Here is a 16,945-nt window from a genome sequence, read left to right as displayed (position 1 = left end):
GGTTTTAAAAGTTATGTTGCACTTAATTTTTTTGCCATCTCATGGGTCATTTCTTCGGCATAAGCACCATAGGCATCCACAAGTACGCCTTTATTCTTACCATCATTGGACGATATGGCATAAATCACGACATTGTTATCAGGACTGCTGTCGAGGCTTTCAAACCTATGGGTTTCCGTAACCGTAAAATCCTCCGGTTTTAGTTTCAGGCTCCTTGACGCACAGTACAGGCAGTCCGGCAACAGACTAAAGTCCATACTGTATCCACGCTGTCTTAGGTCTTTAAGCGCCTGCACCATGTCATTGTACTGTACCATAGCTTTCAGACCTGTTATTTAATGGTTTCAACTGTACTGCCGCAGGTAAGCATCTGTGAGCCGTAATATGGATTTTTAACGGCATTCTCTTTACTTAGCCAATTGGCTCCCTTACCTCCGTTGTACATAGGGCAGTGCTGGTAATAAACGGGGGTGTCCTGTTTAGAAACTTTGGCCAGTGTGTAGATGCTTCCCGAAAGTGCCGCAAAAGCACTTCTTTGTTTTGCAACATCTTTTGATTTTGAAATGCTTTCCGCATTGGCCGTTAAGTCCTGCATCACTTTCATCCAAGCCGTATGTTCCTCTGCCGATAGCTTATTCATATCGACTGCTTTAAGGGATGCAGCCAATTCAGCGGCTTTGGCAGATGCGGTCGCCGCATCGGTTTTTATCAAAGCGTCTTTCACTGAAAAGTAGTTGTCAAATACAGCTTTTAGCTGTGATTGGTTTTGGGCTGCATCTTTGTTAGCGGGTGCTGCCATTTGGCTATGGTCGTGATTGCCATGTCCGGCATTCATGTCCATTCCCGCCTCCTTGTTTTTGGCAACCGTCTTCACGGGTCTATCATACTGGCAGCAACCAGCCAGTTTAGCATATACGTCATCTGGCGCACGGAACTTCTCACTGTCATAACCAGCCAAAGCGATACGTTTCAGGATTTCATCCTGATTTGTTTTGTCGACGTCATAGGTGAGCGTAGCCATCTTGGTATCTTTGTTCCAGTCCACGCTGGCTACCTTTTTTTCGTTACCTGCTTTTTCGATGGTGGTTTTGCACATACCACAATTGCCATAAATTTTTACGGTTTCTGTTTTCGCATTCTTGATTTGTGCGAAGCCGTTTATTGATGATAGTAATACGGCGATTACCATCACTATTTTTGATAATGATTTCATAATAATTACATTTTGAGAAACGGGGGATTGATAAACCCATTTCTGTTTTAAATTTTAAATAAATGATACAAATAGGGAATTTGCAAAAGCCGGAACAGCTTCTGACAGGACATACCTATGGCTATCAGGCCATAGTTTTAGCTTATTTTAGGCGGTAGCCAAATGGAGAAAAAGCCCGAAGAATAGTAGGCTTCTTTGAAACCGAATTTTTGCTTTTTAGCTGCTGCTAAGTGATTTTTTGCCTTTAATTCGATTACGGTTGGGACATTTAGGGAAGTGGTTGAAGCACCGCACCTGCAAGAGCTGTGGGAACAACCGCCCCCGCATTTGTCACTTTTGCATTTTTTACAGGATTTGCTCTTGCAACCTTTTTTATGTTCTGATTTTTTGGATTTCTCCTTTGAGCTGAAAGACTGCTCGGTCTTTGTTGAATTTTTGGAACAGGCATAGCTCTGACTTGGCATCATAAAGAAAACCAAACAGAACAATGTCGAAATGCCTATATGTATTCTATAATTTTTCAACGCAACAAAGTTACAAATTAGATTGGTTTTTTATATCGTTTTACTTTTTTTTGCTATATGGAAAAATAATGCCATATACGCAATAACCTATCGCCTTCTTTCAGAATTGATAAAATGCCCTTTTTCAGCAACCCAACCTCATAGAAAATTCGGTCGGAAAAAGGGCATTTCAAAAAGTTGTTGGCTTAGGCGTCCAAAGGTTCAATTTTGAAGCCTGCCTTTTGCACGGTCGATATTACTTCCTGCTCGGTAATGCCCTCGGACTTCACTGTAAGTACCTTGTCCTTGTTGGCAGTGTCCACTTCCCAATGGCAGATACCCTCTGCCTTGTCCAAGTGCGGTTTTACAGATGCGATACAACCTCCGCAATTGATGTTCGTCTTGAATTGAAATTGTTTATTTTCCATTGTTAATAAATTTTAGAGTTATCTGATAATGCAAATTTCCGTACTATTCAGTTCAGTATTGTTGTGTAATTTCTTGTTTGATTTGTGAGATTTACTGTTTTATTTCTTCCACTTCAACCGCAGGCTGTTACTGACCACGCTCACGCTGCTCAATGCCATTGCCGCACCCGCAATCATCGGGTTGAGCAGGAAGCCGTTAACAGGGTAAAGGATGCCTGCCGCTACCGGAATGCCGATTACGTTGTAGATAAACGCCCAGAACAGGTTTTGCTTGATGGTGGCTACGGTCTGTTTGGACAAGCGTATTGCCTGCGGTATCTTGGTCAGGTCGGACGAAATGATGGTCATCTTGGCTACGTCCATTGCGATGTCGCTGCCTTTGCCCATTGCGATACTTACATCGGCTGTTGCCAATGCGGTGCTGTCGTTGATACCATCGCCCACCATTGCCACTACCTTTCCTTTACTTTGCAGTTCTTTCACAAAGTCGGCTTTATGCTGTGGCAAAACTTCGGCTTTGTAATGCTTGATGCCTGTCTGCTCCGCAATGGCTTTAGCGGTAGCTTCATTATCTCCGGTCAGCATATACAGGTCAATGCCCATTTCCTGCATTTCCCGGATAGCCTGCACCGATGTTTCCTTAATCTTATCGGCGATAGCGATTACAGCAAGAGCCTTTTTGCTGTTTGCAAACCAGATAACGGTTTTAGACTGTTTGCCCCATTCTTCGGCCTGGTCTTGTAATTCTCCGGCAATGGCAATGTTGTTTTCTGCCAATAGCTTTTTGTTGCCTACATAATAGGTTTCGTTATCATGGTCTGCTTTTGCGCCTTTGCCCGTAATGCTGTCGAACATGGATAAAGAGGTGGTCGCTACATCGCCAAGATGCTTCACTACGGCTTCTGCCAATGGATGCTCGGATTGCTTTTCGATGCTCAAAAGGATTTCTTTTGCAGTGTCCTCATTGTTCAGCCATTTAATGCCCGTTACCTGTGGTCTTCCCTCGGTGATGGTTCCGGTTTTGTCCAAAACGATGGCATTTACTTTTTTGGCCAGTTCCAAACTTTCGGCATCCTTTATCAAAATGCCATTTTCAGCACCTTTACCAACGCCTACCATAATAGCGGTGGGTGTCGCTAAGCCTAAAGCACAGGGGCAGGCAATGACCAATACCGTAACGGCTGCCAACAGACCTTGAACAACCCCGTTTTCGCCTCCCAAAATCAACCATAGCGTAAATGTCAGGATGGCAATACCTATCACTGTGGGAACAAAGATGCCCGCAATCCTATCGACCAGTTTCTGTACGGGTGCTTTGCTTCCCTGTGCATCCTGCACCATTTTGATGATGTGGGCAAGCATGGTTTCTTTGCCCACTTTTACCGCCCTGAACCGGAAGCTGCCTTTTTGGTTAATCGTTCCTGCAAATACTTTTTCTTTTTCTTTTTTCAATACAGGTACAGGCTCACCGCTTAACATGCTTTCGTCCACATACGAATTGCCCGATATGACCATGCCGTCTACCGCAATCTTTTCACCGGGCTTTACGAGTATCACATCGCCTGCGCTTACGTCTTCGATAGCGGTCTGCTTTTCCGTTCCGTCCGCCTGTACCACGATGACCGTTTTTGGCTGCAAGCCCATCAGCTTCTTAATGGCTGAAGAGGTGTTGCCTTTGGCTCTTTCTTCCAGCAGTTTTCCCAAGAGGATGAATGCGATAATAACGGCAGCCGCTTCAAAATATACGTGAGCATGCAGTCCCCGTTGATGCCAAAAGTCGGCAAACAGCATATTGAAAACACTGAACAGGTAGGCAATACCTGTACTCAATGCCACCAGCGTATCCATATTGGCGGAACGGTGCTTTGCCTGCTTCCAAGCGTTTACAAAAAAATCCCTGCCCAACCATATTACAACGGGCGTGGAAAAGAGCCACATTATCGGGTCTGCATAGGGCATATCCATAAAGAACATTCCTATGATTACCACGGGCAGGGAAAGGATAATTGCCCAAATGGTCTTGTTTTTCAAGGTTCGGAATTTCTTTTCGTGGATGCCTTCGAGCGTTTCCTGCTGCTTGGTTTCGTCTTCAATCAATAGGTCGTAACCTACTCCCTGAACCGCTTTTTGCAGGGTGGAGGCATCGGTCATATTGGGCAGATATTCCACGGTAAGATTGCCCGTTGCAAAGTTCACGGAAGCATTAACTACTCCCGGTTGGTATTTCACAATGCTTTCGGCACTGCCCGCACAGGATGCACAGGTCATGCCCAATACCGGAAAAGCACTTTTAACCGTAGGAACTCCGTAACCTAAATCTTTAATTGCCTTAACAGCCTCGCCTACGGTTTCATTGCTATCTACTGTAATCACTGCCCTTCGGTTGTTCAGCTCTACTTTATGGGTTTCTACGCCTTTTACCTGTGCCAATCCCTTTTCAACGATTAATGCACAGTGTTCGCTTTCTACATCCTCCAATGGAATGTATATATTTTCTCTGTTTGTCGCCATATTTGCCTGCTTTAATTTACAATACAAAATTGGCTATTATATTTATGGGTACTGTTGTGAAATTTTGGATTTGATTTGTAAGATTTACTTACACTTTATCCAACGGTTTTCTTTTATCCTCTTTAATCTGTTTGAAATGGCTTGGTGTTAGCCCGGTAACTTTTTTAAACTGGTTACTCAAATATGCCACGCTCGAATAATTTAGGCGGTTCGCAATCTCACTTAATAACAACTCATCATACACCAACAATTCTTTGACTTTCTCTACCTTTTGGGCGATAAAGTATTTTTCAATGGTTGTACCCTCTACCTCTGAAAACAGATTGGACAGGTAATTGTAATCGTGATGCAATTTGTCACTCAATACATCGGAAAGGTTGGTTTTTACATCACTATCCTGATGGTGTACCAGGTCAATGATAATGTTCTTTATCTTTTCTATTATCCTGCCTTTTTTATCGTCAATTACTTCAAATCCTAATGGCTCTAAAGTTTTGGACAAATTCTCTTTTTCCAGAGATTTTATTTCTTTGGAAAGAATAACTTCGCCCAGTTTTATATTTTTAGCATCTAATCCCAGTTTTTCCAATTCGTTTTGTACCACCATAATGCAACGGTCGCAAACCATATTTTTAATAAAGATTGTATTCATATTTATTTACTGACTACGTTTAGTATTTAATACATAAGCAATAAACAAATTTACAATTTAAGTTTAATTACTCTGACTTCTTGCCAAGAGGAATAAAGCCTGTGTACATATATACTTACTGTTTTTCATCTTGTTCGTCCATTTTCTTTATCAGTGCTTCACACAGCCTGTCGAGGAATTTCGTTCGGTTTATTTTGCGGGCTTTAAGTTCCATAAACGTATGGTAAAAGTCGCCTAACTCAATATTGAAGGCATCTTCAAACGTTTTGGCTATCAATTTTATTTCTGTATTCCCATTGTTAAATGCACCGTGGGAGTACAGTGCATAAATGAGTTCCGTGAGTGCAGTTTTGCTTGCTGTCCATATCAACGAATTATCTGAAACCTTTTTAACGTTGATGTTATTTAACCTGTCTTCCAAATATACCTGTATCAGGTCATTAGCAATTATCTTGGCAACCTTATAATCGTGCGAAGTAGAAAAGCGATGGTCTGCCTCAAAATAAAAAGTGTCTAACCATAGTCTTATATCGTGCTTGCCACGTACAAAAAATTGTTCGTCAAAGAAAGAATTATTGCTACGGTAATACTTATAAAAATCAAGGTTATTTTCAAAGAACCTTTTTAGCTTTTTCAGTTCTTTGGCAAAATATTTCTTGGTACGCTTATTTCCATACGGTCTTCTCGTTTCGATTTTATAGATGGCATTATAATAGATGAGCTTTGAAACGATAATTGGCTTTTGATATTTAAAAAAGCGAATTTCTTCATCAACATTCTTAAATCCTCTTTTTAAAATATATTTTTTTACGTCGAATAAACATTTGATAATAAGTTGTATAACTGCTTCAATGCGTTCTATCGAACAGTCTGCTTCAATCTCAAATTCTTTGATTTCGTTTTCCAGCTTAGCCAGCGTTTCGTTATAAAATTTATCCATCCGTTATCCTAAATCTATTTTTTAAACAATAATAGAGAAGCCCAAATACTGTCATATTTGAAAGAAATTTGCATTTTCGGGTTTCTCTTTTGGAACTTTGGTTTTTGCTCGATACAGAACTAATAAGTCCATTTTTAGTGATAGGGATAGATATAATAGTGTCTAATTTTATGTATATCAAAGCAATAAGACACAGAGCTAAAAAATATCCCAAAAAGTATCATAAAGAGCGAAGGTCTTTTCTTCTTCTTCTTCTCCTTCGACAAATTGACATTTGATAACTTTTGCCTTTCTTACGAATTGTCTGTTTTATTCATCATTAGGATGTTCTAATCTTAAAATTTCATCCGCTGTATCCTTACTGCGTTTAGTATAGCTAATAAGGCAACCCCAACATCGGCAAAAACAGCTTCCCACATAGTCGCTAAGCCCCCAGCTCCCAAAACTAGTACAATAGCTTTTACTCCGAATGCTAAAGCTATATTTTGCCAAACGATTTTCTTTGTCTGCTTGCCTATATTGATTGCCATAGGTATTTTACTCGGTTTGTCGTCTTGTATTACAACATCTGCCGTTTCAATGGTCGCATCGCTTCCCAAACCGCCCATTGCAATACCCGCATCGCTCAAAGCCACAACAGGCGCATCGTTTACACCGTCGCCAACAAAAGCAACGCTTCCGCCTTTGGCTTTAATTTCTTTAACTCTGTTTACTTTATCTTCAGGCAATAAATCTCCGAAAGCATTATCTATCCCCAACTGTTCCGCTACATACTTTACAACCGTACTTTTATCTCCGCTAAGCATAGTAGCTTTAACATTGAGCTTATGCAATAGATTTATGGTTTCCTGTGCGTCTTCTTTTATGCTGTCCGCAATGGTAATGTAACCAACAAACTTTCTATCATAAGCCACTGCGATTACCGTGTAGACAATGCTGTTCGGGTCTATGTCATAAGTAATAGAAAATTTATCCATCAGCTTAAAATTCCCTACCAATAATTCTTTCCCATTTACATTAGCCTTTAGTCCGTGTCCTGCAATTTCCTCTATATTTTCTAATGGGATATTGTGGTTTACATCGCCTACATATTCTTGAATGGCAGTTGCTACGGGGTGGCTACTATGGCTTTCCAAAGCATTGACCATTTCTAAAATTTCTTTCTCATCAAATGCCTTGTCAAATACAACTTCCTGAACTTTAAATACGCCCTCCGTCATTGTACCTGTCTTATCCATTACTACATTTTGTATGCTGGCAAGAACATCCAAAAAGTTGCTTCCCTTAACCAATATTCCATTTTTACTCGCTGCCCCAATTCCGCCAAAGTAGCCTAAAGGAATACTTATTACCAATGCACAAGGGCAAGAGATAACAAGGAATACCAAAGCACGATACAACCATTGGCTGAACACATAATTTTCTACAAAGAAGTAGGGCAATGCTGTAATTAGAATAGCTAACAGTACAACTATCGGTGTGTATATTTTTGCAAACTTTCTAATGAATAATTCTGTCGGTGCTTTTTGAGCAGTAGCATTTTGCACCAATTCTAAAATTTTACTCAGCTTGCTATCAGTATATGCAGTTGTCACTTTTACCTGTGAAACGGTATTTAAGTTTATCATCCCTGCCAGTACCGTTTCACCTTTTGATTTCGTGTCAGGCTTGCTCTCACCCGTAAGAGCTGCTGTATTGAAAGATGCAGTTTCGGACAATAATTCTCCGTCCAATCCTAACTTTTCTCCAGGTTTTAATTGGATAATATTGCCAATGTTTACACTTTCTGCCTTTACTGTTTTTGCTTGATTGTTTTCTAATACAGTCACTTCATCGGGACGTTGATCGAGCAACGTTTTAATATTTGCTTTAGCTCTTGTTACTGCCAAAGTCTGGAATACTTCGCCAACGGCATAAAACAACATTACAGCAACACCCTCAGGGTATTCACCAATGGCAAAGGCTCCAATAGTGGCAATACTCATTAGCAAAAATTCTGAAAAAACATCGCCTTTACCAATACTTTCAAAAGCTTCTTTAATTACAGGAAATCCGACTGGTGCATAAGCTATTATATACCAAACAGTTCTTACCCAACCTTGAAACCATTCAGGTTTCAAGGCATTGTCTAAGTAAATAGCAATTAGCAATAGTACCAAAGAAATAATTCCTGGTAAAAACATTTTTACAACGCTGTTTTTATCAACAGCTTCACTTCGTTCATTACTCTTTTGATTGACTTTTTTATCCGTTGAGCAACAAACATTATCAGTACTCTGCCCTGTATTTGTTTGGGCATCGTTTTTGCTTTCCTCCGTGCAGCAGAGTTGCTTGCCGTGTGCATCATAAATATGCTTGTGATTTTTGTTCGTATTTATCATCGCTTTTGTTTTTATTGTTTAATCTTCGTCTTCGCCAGTATTAGATAATTTAGCATTTACAAAAAATGCTCCTCTTACCACAATTTTTGCATTTGCAGGAATTTGATTTACAAAAGTTATTGCGGTATAGCCCATATCAGATACTCCTTTCAAAACTTCAACTTTTTCAAAATTCATATTGGCTTTATCTTCCTTGCGTTCATTTTCTTCTCCACCCTTATTTTCTTCTTCTTTATGTTCCTCAACTTTTTTATCGGTTTGAATGAAAACATAATATTTCCCATCGGCATTTACAATGGCGTCATTAGGAACAGCAGATGTCGTAATATTATTTAAGCTTACAATACCTGTAATATTCATTCCATCTATTAAGCCATTTTTATTGCCATTTACCCGACAGTGAACGGCAATGGTTTTACTCTCATTTTCAAATGACGAACCGATACTGAAAACCGTAGCATCATATACGGTTGTAGGATTATTAGTAAGTGTAAAATGAATGATTTGTCCCACTTTTATTTTCGGTAAATCCTTTTCAAAAACCTGTAAATCCAAATGCAAAGAACTGTTATCTACAATTTCTATAACTGGCGAAGAAACATCGACATAGCTTCCAATCTTGGCAAATACATTGCTAACCGTACCATTCAAAGGACTGGTTACCACCAATGCCGATTTCAGATTGTTATTTGAAACGGACCCCGGATTGATACCCATTAATTGTATCTGCTGTTGTAAAGAAGCCCTGCGAGTACGTAAACTATTTAATTCGGCTGTGGCACTTTGCAGATTTTTCTTTGCGCCTGCATTGCCTTCATTTAGCTCTTTCTGTCTTGCTAACTCTTGTTCGGCAAAAGATATTTTGCTTGCAGTACTTAGATATTCTTCCTGTAATTGTATGAACTGCGGATTGGCAATAGTGGCAATTACTTGTCCTTTTTTTACATAATCTCCGATTTGCACATTAAGCATTTTTATAACACCACCATACAAAGAAGTAGCATTACCTTTATTGTTATTGGGCACTTTAAGGTTTCCATTAGCCTTAATGGTTGCCGTTAATTCCTTTTGTTCGATAGTTCCTAATTGTATCCCAACTATTTTTATCTGTTCTTCAGAAAGTGTTGCAATAGTTGGCATTTCTTCTTCGTTGTTTGCTTCTGCTTTTTCGCCAGCTTTGGTTTCGGAAGATTTATTCTCCGCTACTTGCTTATCATTTTTACAGGCTGAAAAAGCTAATAGAACGACAATCATTGCCATTATATACCTTATTTTATTTATATTGAATTTCATTTTTATTTATTAATTAATGAATAAATATTGATTACGGATTGGTTTACTTGCTGAATACTTTTTAGGTAATTCAATTGAATATCAGTTGTGGTTTGCAATGCAAAAAGATATTCCACATAACTGATGTCGCCAGTTTTGTATCCTAATTGAGCTGCCGCTACAATCTCCTTAGCGTTAGGTAATGCTTCCTGCTGAAAATAATTGAACTGATGCATATCCTGTTGGTATTGTTGCAAGGCATTCTGCATTTGCGTTGTCAATACTTTTTGTTGCTGTTGTGCATTGGCTTCGGCTGCTTGCTTTTGGTAATCCAAAGATTTTATCCGGGCTTTAGTAACACCATAAGTTATTGGAATAGCAACACCAATATTTACAGAATTAAAACGGTTACCAGAATTGAAATATTTCTCCGCACCATTTACTGTTTGAAAGCCTATCAAAGATTGATTTGTGTAACCTATCGTAAAATCGGGTAAACCTTGCGAACGTTCTACCTTTTTGGTCTTTTCTGCAATAACTGCATCCTGATATAAGGATTGAATTGCAGGATGATTTGCTACTGCATCATTGTCCAGCAAATTACTGATTTGTAAAGGTTGAAAAATTCCATTTTCTGCAATAATAAAATCTTCTTTAGTATTCATCAATGTTTTCAGACTGGCAACTGCATTATTTAAAAACACTTCATTCTGTTTCAACAATAAATTGATTTCCCCTTTCTTAGCTTCTGCTGTACTTATATCCACTTTTTTAGTATCGCCCGTTTTGTAACGAAGCTTTGCAATGCCTATGAAATCACCATATAAGCTGTCCAATTGTTGCAATTGTTTTTGATTGTGTTGCAGGTACAGAATTTGATAATAATACGTTCGTACCTGATTTTTTAATTCTAAAACACTTAGGCTTTTCTGTATTTCTTTACCTTTTATTTCTGCATTAATCAATTGCTTTTTTGCTCCAAATAATGAAGGAAATGGAATTGTTTGAGCGACCTGAAAAGACTGGTCGAATTTGGTGCTGTTGTATTGTCCCAATTGGGCGTTAAAATCGAGTTTTGGTAATTCTCCGGCTGTTTTTTTCAAAACTTTACTCGCTTCAATTTCCAAATCTGATGCTTTAATACTTTGATTATTTTGAAGGGCAATGCTAATTGCCTCATCAACACCCGATAAATCTTTCGTTTGTGCATTTGCTGTAAAACCTACCAAGGATAGTAGCAATACAATGATAGTTGCAATGGGTTTCACTTTGAATTTTCTTTTTAAATTAATTTTTGAATTGAAAATGATGTACAATAGCGGCAGTACAAATAGGGTAAGGAACGTTGCGGTTACCAAACCACCGATAACTACGGTCGCTAAAGGTTTTTGTACTTCTGCACCTGCACTACTGCTTAATGCCATTGGTAGAAATCCTAAACTGGCTACTGTTGCAGTCATCAATACTGGACGCAGACGAATTTTAGTTCCTTCAATTACTCGTTTCAATACATCTTTTATTCCTTCTTTTTCTAATTGGTTGAAAGTTCCAATCAATACAATTCCGTTGAGAACCGCTACTCCGAATAAAGCGATAAAGCCAATGCCTGCACTGATGCTGAAAGGCATACCACGAAGCAACAAAGCCAACACGCCACCAATGGCACTCATCGGAATAGCGGTAAATATTAAGCCTGCCTGCTTGAAGGAACGGAACGTGAAATAGAGCAATACAAAAATCAATAATAAGGAAACTGGGACTGCTATCATCAATCTATTACTGGCTTCCCGCAAGTTTTCAAACTGTCCGCCATAAGTGAAATAATATCCAGGCGGTAATTTTACCTGCGCATTTAATTTTTGCTGAATTTCTTCTACCACACTTTGTACATCCCTGTCTGCAACGTTGAACCCGATTACAATTCTTCGTTTACCAGCTTCACGGCTTATCTGTGCGGGTCCTAATTTATAATCAATAGTTGCAACTTGTGACAATGGAATTTGATTACCGGTTGGTGTAGGTATCATCAGATTATTTACATCTTCAATACTACTTCGGTAAACGCTATCCAATCGTACTACCAAATCAAATCTTCTCTCATTTTCATAAACTACACCTGCGCTTTTTCCTGCAAAAGCAGTGCTTACCACATTGTTCACATCTTCGACATTAAGCCCATAATTAGCAATACGGGTTCTGTCATATTTTACATTGATTTGAGGTAAGCCGCTTACACGTTCTACCTGTGGAGTGGTAGCGCCTTTTACACTTTGTATTATTTTGCTAACTTTTTCAGCATTCAAAGCAAGTGTATCTAAGTTTTCACCAAATATTTTTACTGCTACATCTTGTTTAATACCTGTCATTAGTTCATTGAAGCGCATTTGAATAGGTTGGCTTTTTTCAACAGTTACACCAGGTATTACACTTAATTTCTCTTCTATTGCATCTCCTAATTCATCATAGGTTTTTCCTGATTTCCACTCACTTTGGGGCTTCAGAATAATCATTAAATCTGTTGCTCCTGGTGGCATAGGGTCAGTAGGTACTTCTCCAGCTCCGGTTTTACCAACGACCATTTTCACTTCATCAAATTGCCTGGCTAATCTCGATGCAAGCATCGAAGTTTCAATACTTTGTGCTAATGAAGTTTCGATTGGCATCTTAAATTCAAACGCAAATTCCCCTTCCTGTAATTGAGGTATAAATTCTCCTCCCATTCGGCTAAACAAGAAAATACTAACCGCAAATATGGCAATGGCGATACCCACGAACCAATACTTTATGCTAATCGCTTTTTCAAGCAAAGGCTGATATTTTTTTTGTAACCAATTCATCATTCTGTCAGAAAAGGTTTCTTTATACGAAGGTTTTTTGGATAAGAACAAAGCACACATCATTGGTATGTATGTTAAGGATAAAATCAAAGCTCCAAAAATGGCAAAACCTACAGTCTGTGCCATCGGACGGAACATTTTACCTTCAACACCCACTAACGTAAGAATAGGAATGTAAACAATTAGTATAATGATTTCACCAAATGCTGCACTGCTACGAATTTTGGAGGCAGACAGGAAAACCTCTTCATCCATTTCGGTTTGTGTAAGCCTTTGTTTAGATTTCCGTAAGCCTAAGTGATGTAATGTGGCTTCCACAACAATTACTGCCCCATCTACAATCAACCCAAAATCTATGGCTCCCAAACTCATTAAATTGGCGCTTACACCAAACACATTCATCATCGCTAAGGCAAACAGCATTGCTAATGGAATAGCGGAAGCTACTATTAATCCGGCTCTAAAATTTCCTAAAAAAAGTACTAATACAAAGATAACAATCAACGCACCTTCTATCAGGTTTTTTTCTACGGTACTCATTGCCTTGTCAACTAAAACTGAACGGTCTATATAGGGTTCAATAATAATATCATCAGGTAATGACTTTTGTATAGTAGGAAGTTTTTCTTTTATTTTTTCAATTACATTATTGGCATTTTCGCCTTTTAACATCATTACCACACCGCCTACTGCATCAACTTCTCCATTATATGTCATAGCCCCATATCTTACAGCATTACCAAATCGTACATCTGCCACATCTTTTATAAAAATTGGAACACTGCCAGGATTATTTTTTACACTGATGTTTTTTATATCTTCTAATGATGTAACCAAACCAATACCTCTAACAAAATAAGCACTTGGTTTCTTATCAATATATGCTCCCCCTGTATTTTGGTTATTTTTTTCAAGAGCGTTGAAAATATCGGTAATACTTATATCCATAGCCTTTAAGCGATTAGGATTAACAGCAACTTCATATTGCTTTAGCTCGCCACCAAAACTATTTACTTCTGCAATTCCGGGTGTACCATACAGTTGCCTTGCAACAATCCAGTCCTGCATTGTACGAAGGTCTTTGGCATTGTATTTATTTTCACTTCCCTTTTTGGGATGTATTATATATTCGTATATCTGACCAAGCCCTGTACTGACCGGAGCCAGTTCAGGTGTTCCTATTCCGTTCGGAATTTTTTCTTCTGCTTCTTTCAGTTTTTCATTAATGAGCTGTCGGGCAAAATAAATGTCTACTTTTTCCTTAAATACAACTGTAATTACGGACAAACCAAACCTAGAAATACTTCTGGTTTCTTCTAAATCGGGAATATTAGCAATGCTTTGCTCTATCGGAAAAGTTACTAATTGTTCTACTTCCTGAGCCGCCAATGTGGGGCAAACCGTAATTATTTGCACCTGATTATTTGTAATATCGGGTACGGCATCAATGGGTAATTTTGTGGCACTCCACACTCCCCAAATAATGAGCAACAATGTCATTATTCCAATGACGAGCTTGTTCTTAATGCTAAATTTTATGATACTGTCTAACACAATTCATTTGATTAATAATTAATAATAATGGATATAAATACTTTCTGTCCGTTACAGAAAGGACAGCTAAATGTGCAATTTAGATAATACACCTATCTAATAGTAAATGAATATATCATCCATTACCAATAAATACATTTGCTGAAAATATTAAGTATTAATCTTTGGCGGCTGCCAAATGTTTCCGTGATAATTGGAAATGAAATTGAAATTTTGAAGTGGGAATTTTTGTATCTTGCTAAGACTTGGCTTTGCCTCGTTTATTTTGAACGTTTGAAACGTAAAATTCACAACGGTATGACAAGTAGCACAAGAACAAAAAGGACTGCATAAATCGCCGTTTTTCGTTTGACCATTGCTTGTATTAGAAAGCTCTGATTTTGAAGTATTACTGGTATCCATACCACACGCATCAGTACACGGCATTACGGATAATGCCAGAAAATATATACTGAATATGAATATAAATAGTTTTATCAGCTACAAATATAAATAAATAGATTGTGCAATAGAATTGCAAAGTTGAAAAAATCTATTTGTTACATTTGTCGCATTTCCCCTTAAGAACTAAATTAGCTCCATCTAATTTAAAGTTTTGAGGAACTTCGATGTTCGGAATTTCTGTTTCAGTAAGGCAAAAAATATGTTTGCAGTCGGTACAATAAAAATGTGTGTGCAGTTCTGATAAATTACAATTGCATCCTGATTGGCAAAGTGCGTATTTAATCACTCCGCTTCCATCATCAATGGTATGGACAAGTTTGTATTCCAGGAATACTTTAAGTGTTCTGAAGAGAGTAATATTATCTGCTTTTTCAAACTGTTCTGCCAGCTCTTTATGACTTACTGCATATTGTTGTTTCAATAACTTTTCAACCACCAACAAACGCATAGCGGTGGGTTTTATAGCTTTTTGCAGTAAAATTTTTTCTAATTCAGTCATTGTGATTTAATTTTCTATCGTCCAATCATCATTATCGTCCTCGTCAACTGATATTTGCTCAATGATGCTGTTTGCTGCACTGTCAGAGTATGTACCATAACCATTTACGAAAACACCTTTTGCTCCATCTTTTTGGTTTCTCATCGCATATAAGATAGCCTCATCTTCCAAATCATTAAGCCCAGTAAAACGATAAATTTTATCAATAACAATGTCCCTTAAATTAACTTTCTCTCCGTCTATTTTGTACGAAATGTTTTCTTCCAATAGATTAAAGTCTTCCGTATAACCCCTTTGTCTTAGTACTTCAATTACTTCTGATAATGTTTTTTCTGTTGATAGCATAAGTATTCTTCTTAAATTTTTGAAAATATTTTTTGAAAAAACTGAACATTTTTTTCTCTTAATTGGTTTCTAATAGCAACATTTTTTATCCTGTTGTATTGATGGACAAGGAACACTGGCATAACTACAATACACACAACAATCGCCTTGTAATGGTTTTAATCTTGTCTTGCAATTTTCACATTCATAAAAATATTGGCAAGCATCTGTCGGCATTGTTTCCTCTTTTTTGTATCCGCAGTTTGGACAAGTTATTACTGATTGTAATTTAATTTCCATTATGATATAATTTTACTTTTTATTGATTTATAACCTGTCGAATTGATAGCTTTTTCAATTTCTATAATACTTGTTTGTTTGTTGTCAAACTTAACAATGGCATTGCCTTTCTCATAAGAAACCACAACTTCCACAATTCCTTTTAGTTTACTAACTTCCGTTTTAACGTGGTGTTCACAACCTGAACAAGTCATCCCTTTGATTGTAAACTCAACTTTCTGAATTTTGGAAGTTTGGGTAATAATTGCTTTACTTTCGGTCTTTGGAAAAAAAATGTGAGCATAAAGCGGAAATGATAAAAGTAAAGCCGCCATAACGGTAATAATTCCTAAAAATGATTTTGTTTTCATAAAGTTTGATTTTTCAGTTGTTTCACATTTACAGTCAATTTTCTTTTGCGGTTTCAATTTTTGATACCAAGCAAAACCAAGCACTAAAATTGTTAAACCAATAAAATATGGTCGGAAAGGTTCGAGCCAATAAAAAGTTGAAGCAAGTCCGCTTGTTCCTGCTATTAGAGTCAACACTGGTGTAATACAACACAATGAAGCTGCAATTGCTGTCAAAAGTCCAGTCCCAATTAGTTTTCCGTCCGTTACCATATTGTTTCTAAATTTTTTTTATCGTCAAGTATTTTAAAAAATGGGTCCAACATTTTCTCATACTCTTTTGTCAATGAGTAAAAAATGGTTTGCGCCTCTCTTTCGGTTTCAATAAGCTTTCGGTCTTTAAGTTTTCTCAAGTGCTGAGAAATCGCTGAAATTGTCATTCCAAGAATTTCACTCACATCACAAACACAAAGTCGTTTTTCTTCATAAAGAAGAAACAGAATTTTCAGTCTTACATTGTTTCCAGTCAATTCAAGTGCGTTCGACAAATAGTCAAACGAACTGTGGAGTTCCGAAACTCTTTCTTTACAGCGATTGATTTGTTTAATGTCTGCCTGTTGTCGTGTACAAGAAGTATTATCCATAATGCAAATGTAACTAATTTGTTTATTTAAGCAAATGCTAAATTATGAGTATTAAAATTTGGCATTTTATATGTTGACGTAATGGTGCTGTTACTTTTAATTCTTCTAACAATA

General features: G+C 37.7%; 16 protein-coding genes. All 16 read right to left on the bottom strand.

Annotated elements, in window-relative coordinates; all coding sequences use genetic code 11:
* Positions 1-11: 11 nt before the first annotated feature.
* Entirely contained in the window at positions 12-257 is a 246-nt protein-coding gene (locus BW951_RS01200) for a phosphoribosylpyrophosphate synthetase (RefSeq protein ID WP_228427457.1), read from the bottom strand.
* 74 nt (positions 258-331) lie between these two features.
* Positions 332-1,213: a DUF3347 domain-containing protein gene (locus BW951_RS01195; RefSeq protein ID WP_076390107.1), complete on the bottom strand. Its 882-nt coding sequence runs from the start codon at positions 1,211-1,213 to the stop codon at positions 332-334.
* A gap of 268 nt (positions 1,214-1,481) precedes the next feature.
* A complete protein-coding gene (locus BW951_RS01190) occupies positions 1,482-1,661 on the bottom strand; it encodes a hypothetical protein (protein ID WP_034735070.1) in 180 nt (59 codons plus the stop codon).
* Between the two features lie 261 nt (positions 1,662-1,922).
* On the bottom strand, positions 1,923-2,144 hold the full coding sequence (locus BW951_RS01185; protein WP_002981097.1) for a heavy-metal-associated domain-containing protein: 222 nt from the start codon (positions 2,142-2,144) through the stop codon (positions 1,923-1,925).
* Positions 2,145-2,243: 99 nt separating this feature from the next.
* Complete coding sequence (locus BW951_RS01180) at positions 2,244-4,655, bottom strand: heavy metal translocating P-type ATPase (protein ID WP_034735072.1); 2,412 nt, start codon at positions 4,653-4,655, stop codon at positions 2,244-2,246.
* An 88-nt stretch (positions 4,656-4,743) separates the two neighbouring features.
* Complete coding sequence (locus BW951_RS01175) at positions 4,744-5,307, bottom strand: helix-turn-helix domain-containing protein (protein ID WP_076390106.1); 564 nt, start codon at positions 5,305-5,307, stop codon at positions 4,744-4,746.
* A gap of 115 nt (positions 5,308-5,422) precedes the next feature.
* Complete coding sequence (locus BW951_RS01170; RefSeq protein ID WP_076390105.1) at positions 5,423-6,247, bottom strand: RteC domain-containing protein; 825 nt, start codon at positions 6,245-6,247, stop codon at positions 5,423-5,425.
* 335 nt (positions 6,248-6,582) lie between these two features.
* Positions 6,583-8,628, bottom strand: a complete 2,046-nt coding sequence (locus tag BW951_RS01160; RefSeq protein WP_076390104.1) for a heavy metal translocating P-type ATPase — start codon at positions 8,626-8,628, stop codon at positions 6,583-6,585.
* An 18-nt stretch (positions 8,629-8,646) separates the two neighbouring features.
* Entirely contained in the window at positions 8,647-9,921 is a 1,275-nt protein-coding gene (locus BW951_RS01155; protein ID WP_076390103.1) for an efflux RND transporter periplasmic adaptor subunit, read from the bottom strand.
* A 2-nt stretch (positions 9,922-9,923) separates the two neighbouring features.
* Complete coding sequence (locus BW951_RS01150; protein ID WP_076390102.1) at positions 9,924-14,291, bottom strand: CusA/CzcA family heavy metal efflux RND transporter; 4,368 nt, start codon at positions 14,289-14,291, stop codon at positions 9,924-9,926.
* A 150-nt stretch (positions 14,292-14,441) separates the two neighbouring features.
* A complete protein-coding gene (locus BW951_RS23215) occupies positions 14,442-14,756 on the bottom strand; it encodes a DUF6660 family protein (RefSeq protein WP_420866222.1) in 315 nt (104 codons plus the stop codon).
* A gap of 67 nt (positions 14,757-14,823) precedes the next feature.
* Positions 14,824-15,234, bottom strand: a complete 411-nt coding sequence (locus tag BW951_RS01145; RefSeq protein WP_076390101.1) for a Fur family transcriptional regulator — start codon at positions 15,232-15,234, stop codon at positions 14,824-14,826.
* A 6-nt stretch (positions 15,235-15,240) separates the two neighbouring features.
* Positions 15,241-15,579 (bottom strand): hypothetical protein, encoded by a 339-nt coding sequence (locus BW951_RS01140; RefSeq protein WP_024566615.1) that lies wholly within the window; start codon positions 15,577-15,579, stop codon positions 15,241-15,243.
* A gap of 69 nt (positions 15,580-15,648) precedes the next feature.
* Positions 15,649-15,858 carry a GDCCVxC domain-containing (seleno)protein gene (locus tag BW951_RS22995; protein WP_074941799.1) on the bottom strand — a complete coding sequence of 70 codons (210 nt, stop codon included), beginning with the start codon at positions 15,856-15,858 and terminating at the stop codon, positions 15,649-15,651.
* Entirely contained in the window at positions 15,858-16,460 is a 603-nt protein-coding gene (gene merTP, locus BW951_RS01130) for a mercuric transport protein MerTP (protein ID WP_076390100.1), read from the bottom strand. The genes BW951_RS22995 and merTP overlap by 1 nt, the downstream gene beginning before the upstream one ends.
* Positions 16,454-16,831 carry an ArsR/SmtB family transcription factor gene (locus tag BW951_RS01125; protein WP_024566613.1) on the bottom strand — a complete coding sequence of 126 codons (378 nt, stop codon included), beginning with the start codon at positions 16,829-16,831 and terminating at the stop codon, positions 16,454-16,456. The genes merTP and BW951_RS01125 overlap by 7 nt, the downstream gene beginning before the upstream one ends.
* Positions 16,832-16,945: the final 114 nt, after the last annotated feature.

The sequence above is a fragment of the Chryseobacterium gambrini genome, from assembly GCF_900156825.1.
Lineage (GTDB): Bacteria > Bacteroidota > Bacteroidia > Flavobacteriales > Weeksellaceae > Chryseobacterium > Chryseobacterium gambrini.
The sequence above is the reverse complement of the archived record's forward strand: the minus strand, read 5'-3'. Positions and strand labels throughout refer to the sequence as shown.

Coding starts and splice junctions, on each gene's coding strand:
- BW951_RS01200 (WP_228427457.1), bottom strand. CDS start 257: ATGGACTTTAGTCTGTTGCCGGACTGCCTGTACTGTGCGTCAAGGAGC.
- BW951_RS01195 (WP_076390107.1), bottom strand. CDS start 1,213: ATGAAATCATTATCAAAAATAGTGATGGTAATCGCCGTATTACTATCA.
- BW951_RS01190 (WP_034735070.1), bottom strand. CDS start 1,661: ATGCCTGTTCCAAAAATTCAACAAAGACCGAGCAGTCTTTCAGCTCAA.
- BW951_RS01185 (WP_002981097.1), bottom strand. CDS start 2,144: ATGGAAAATAAACAATTTCAATTCAAGACGAACATCAATTGCGGAGGT.
- BW951_RS01180 (WP_034735072.1), bottom strand. CDS start 4,655: ATGGCGACAAACAGAGAAAATATATACATTCCATTGGAGGATGTAGAA.
- BW951_RS01175 (WP_076390106.1), bottom strand. CDS start 5,307: ATGAATACAATCTTTATTAAAAATATGGTTTGCGACCGTTGCATTATG.
- BW951_RS01170 (WP_076390105.1), bottom strand. CDS start 6,247: ATGGATAAATTTTATAACGAAACGCTGGCTAAGCTGGAAAACGAAATC.
- BW951_RS01160 (WP_076390104.1), bottom strand. CDS start 8,628: ATGATAAATACGAACAAAAATCACAAGCATATTTATGATGCACACGGC.
- BW951_RS01155 (WP_076390103.1), bottom strand. CDS start 9,921: ATGAAATTCAATATAAATAAAATAAGGTATATAATGGCAATGATTGTC.
- BW951_RS01145 (WP_076390101.1), bottom strand. CDS start 15,234: ATGACTGAATTAGAAAAAATTTTACTGCAAAAAGCTATAAAACCCACC.
- BW951_RS01140 (WP_024566615.1), bottom strand. CDS start 15,579: ATGCTATCAACAGAAAAAACATTATCAGAAGTAATTGAAGTACTAAGA.
- BW951_RS22995 (WP_074941799.1), bottom strand. CDS start 15,858: ATGGAAATTAAATTACAATCAGTAATAACTTGTCCAAACTGCGGATAC.
- merTP (WP_076390100.1), bottom strand. CDS start 16,460: ATGGTAACGGACGGAAAACTAATTGGGACTGGACTTTTGACAGCAATT.
- BW951_RS01125 (WP_024566613.1), bottom strand. CDS start 16,831: ATGGATAATACTTCTTGTACACGACAACAGGCAGACATTAAACAAATC.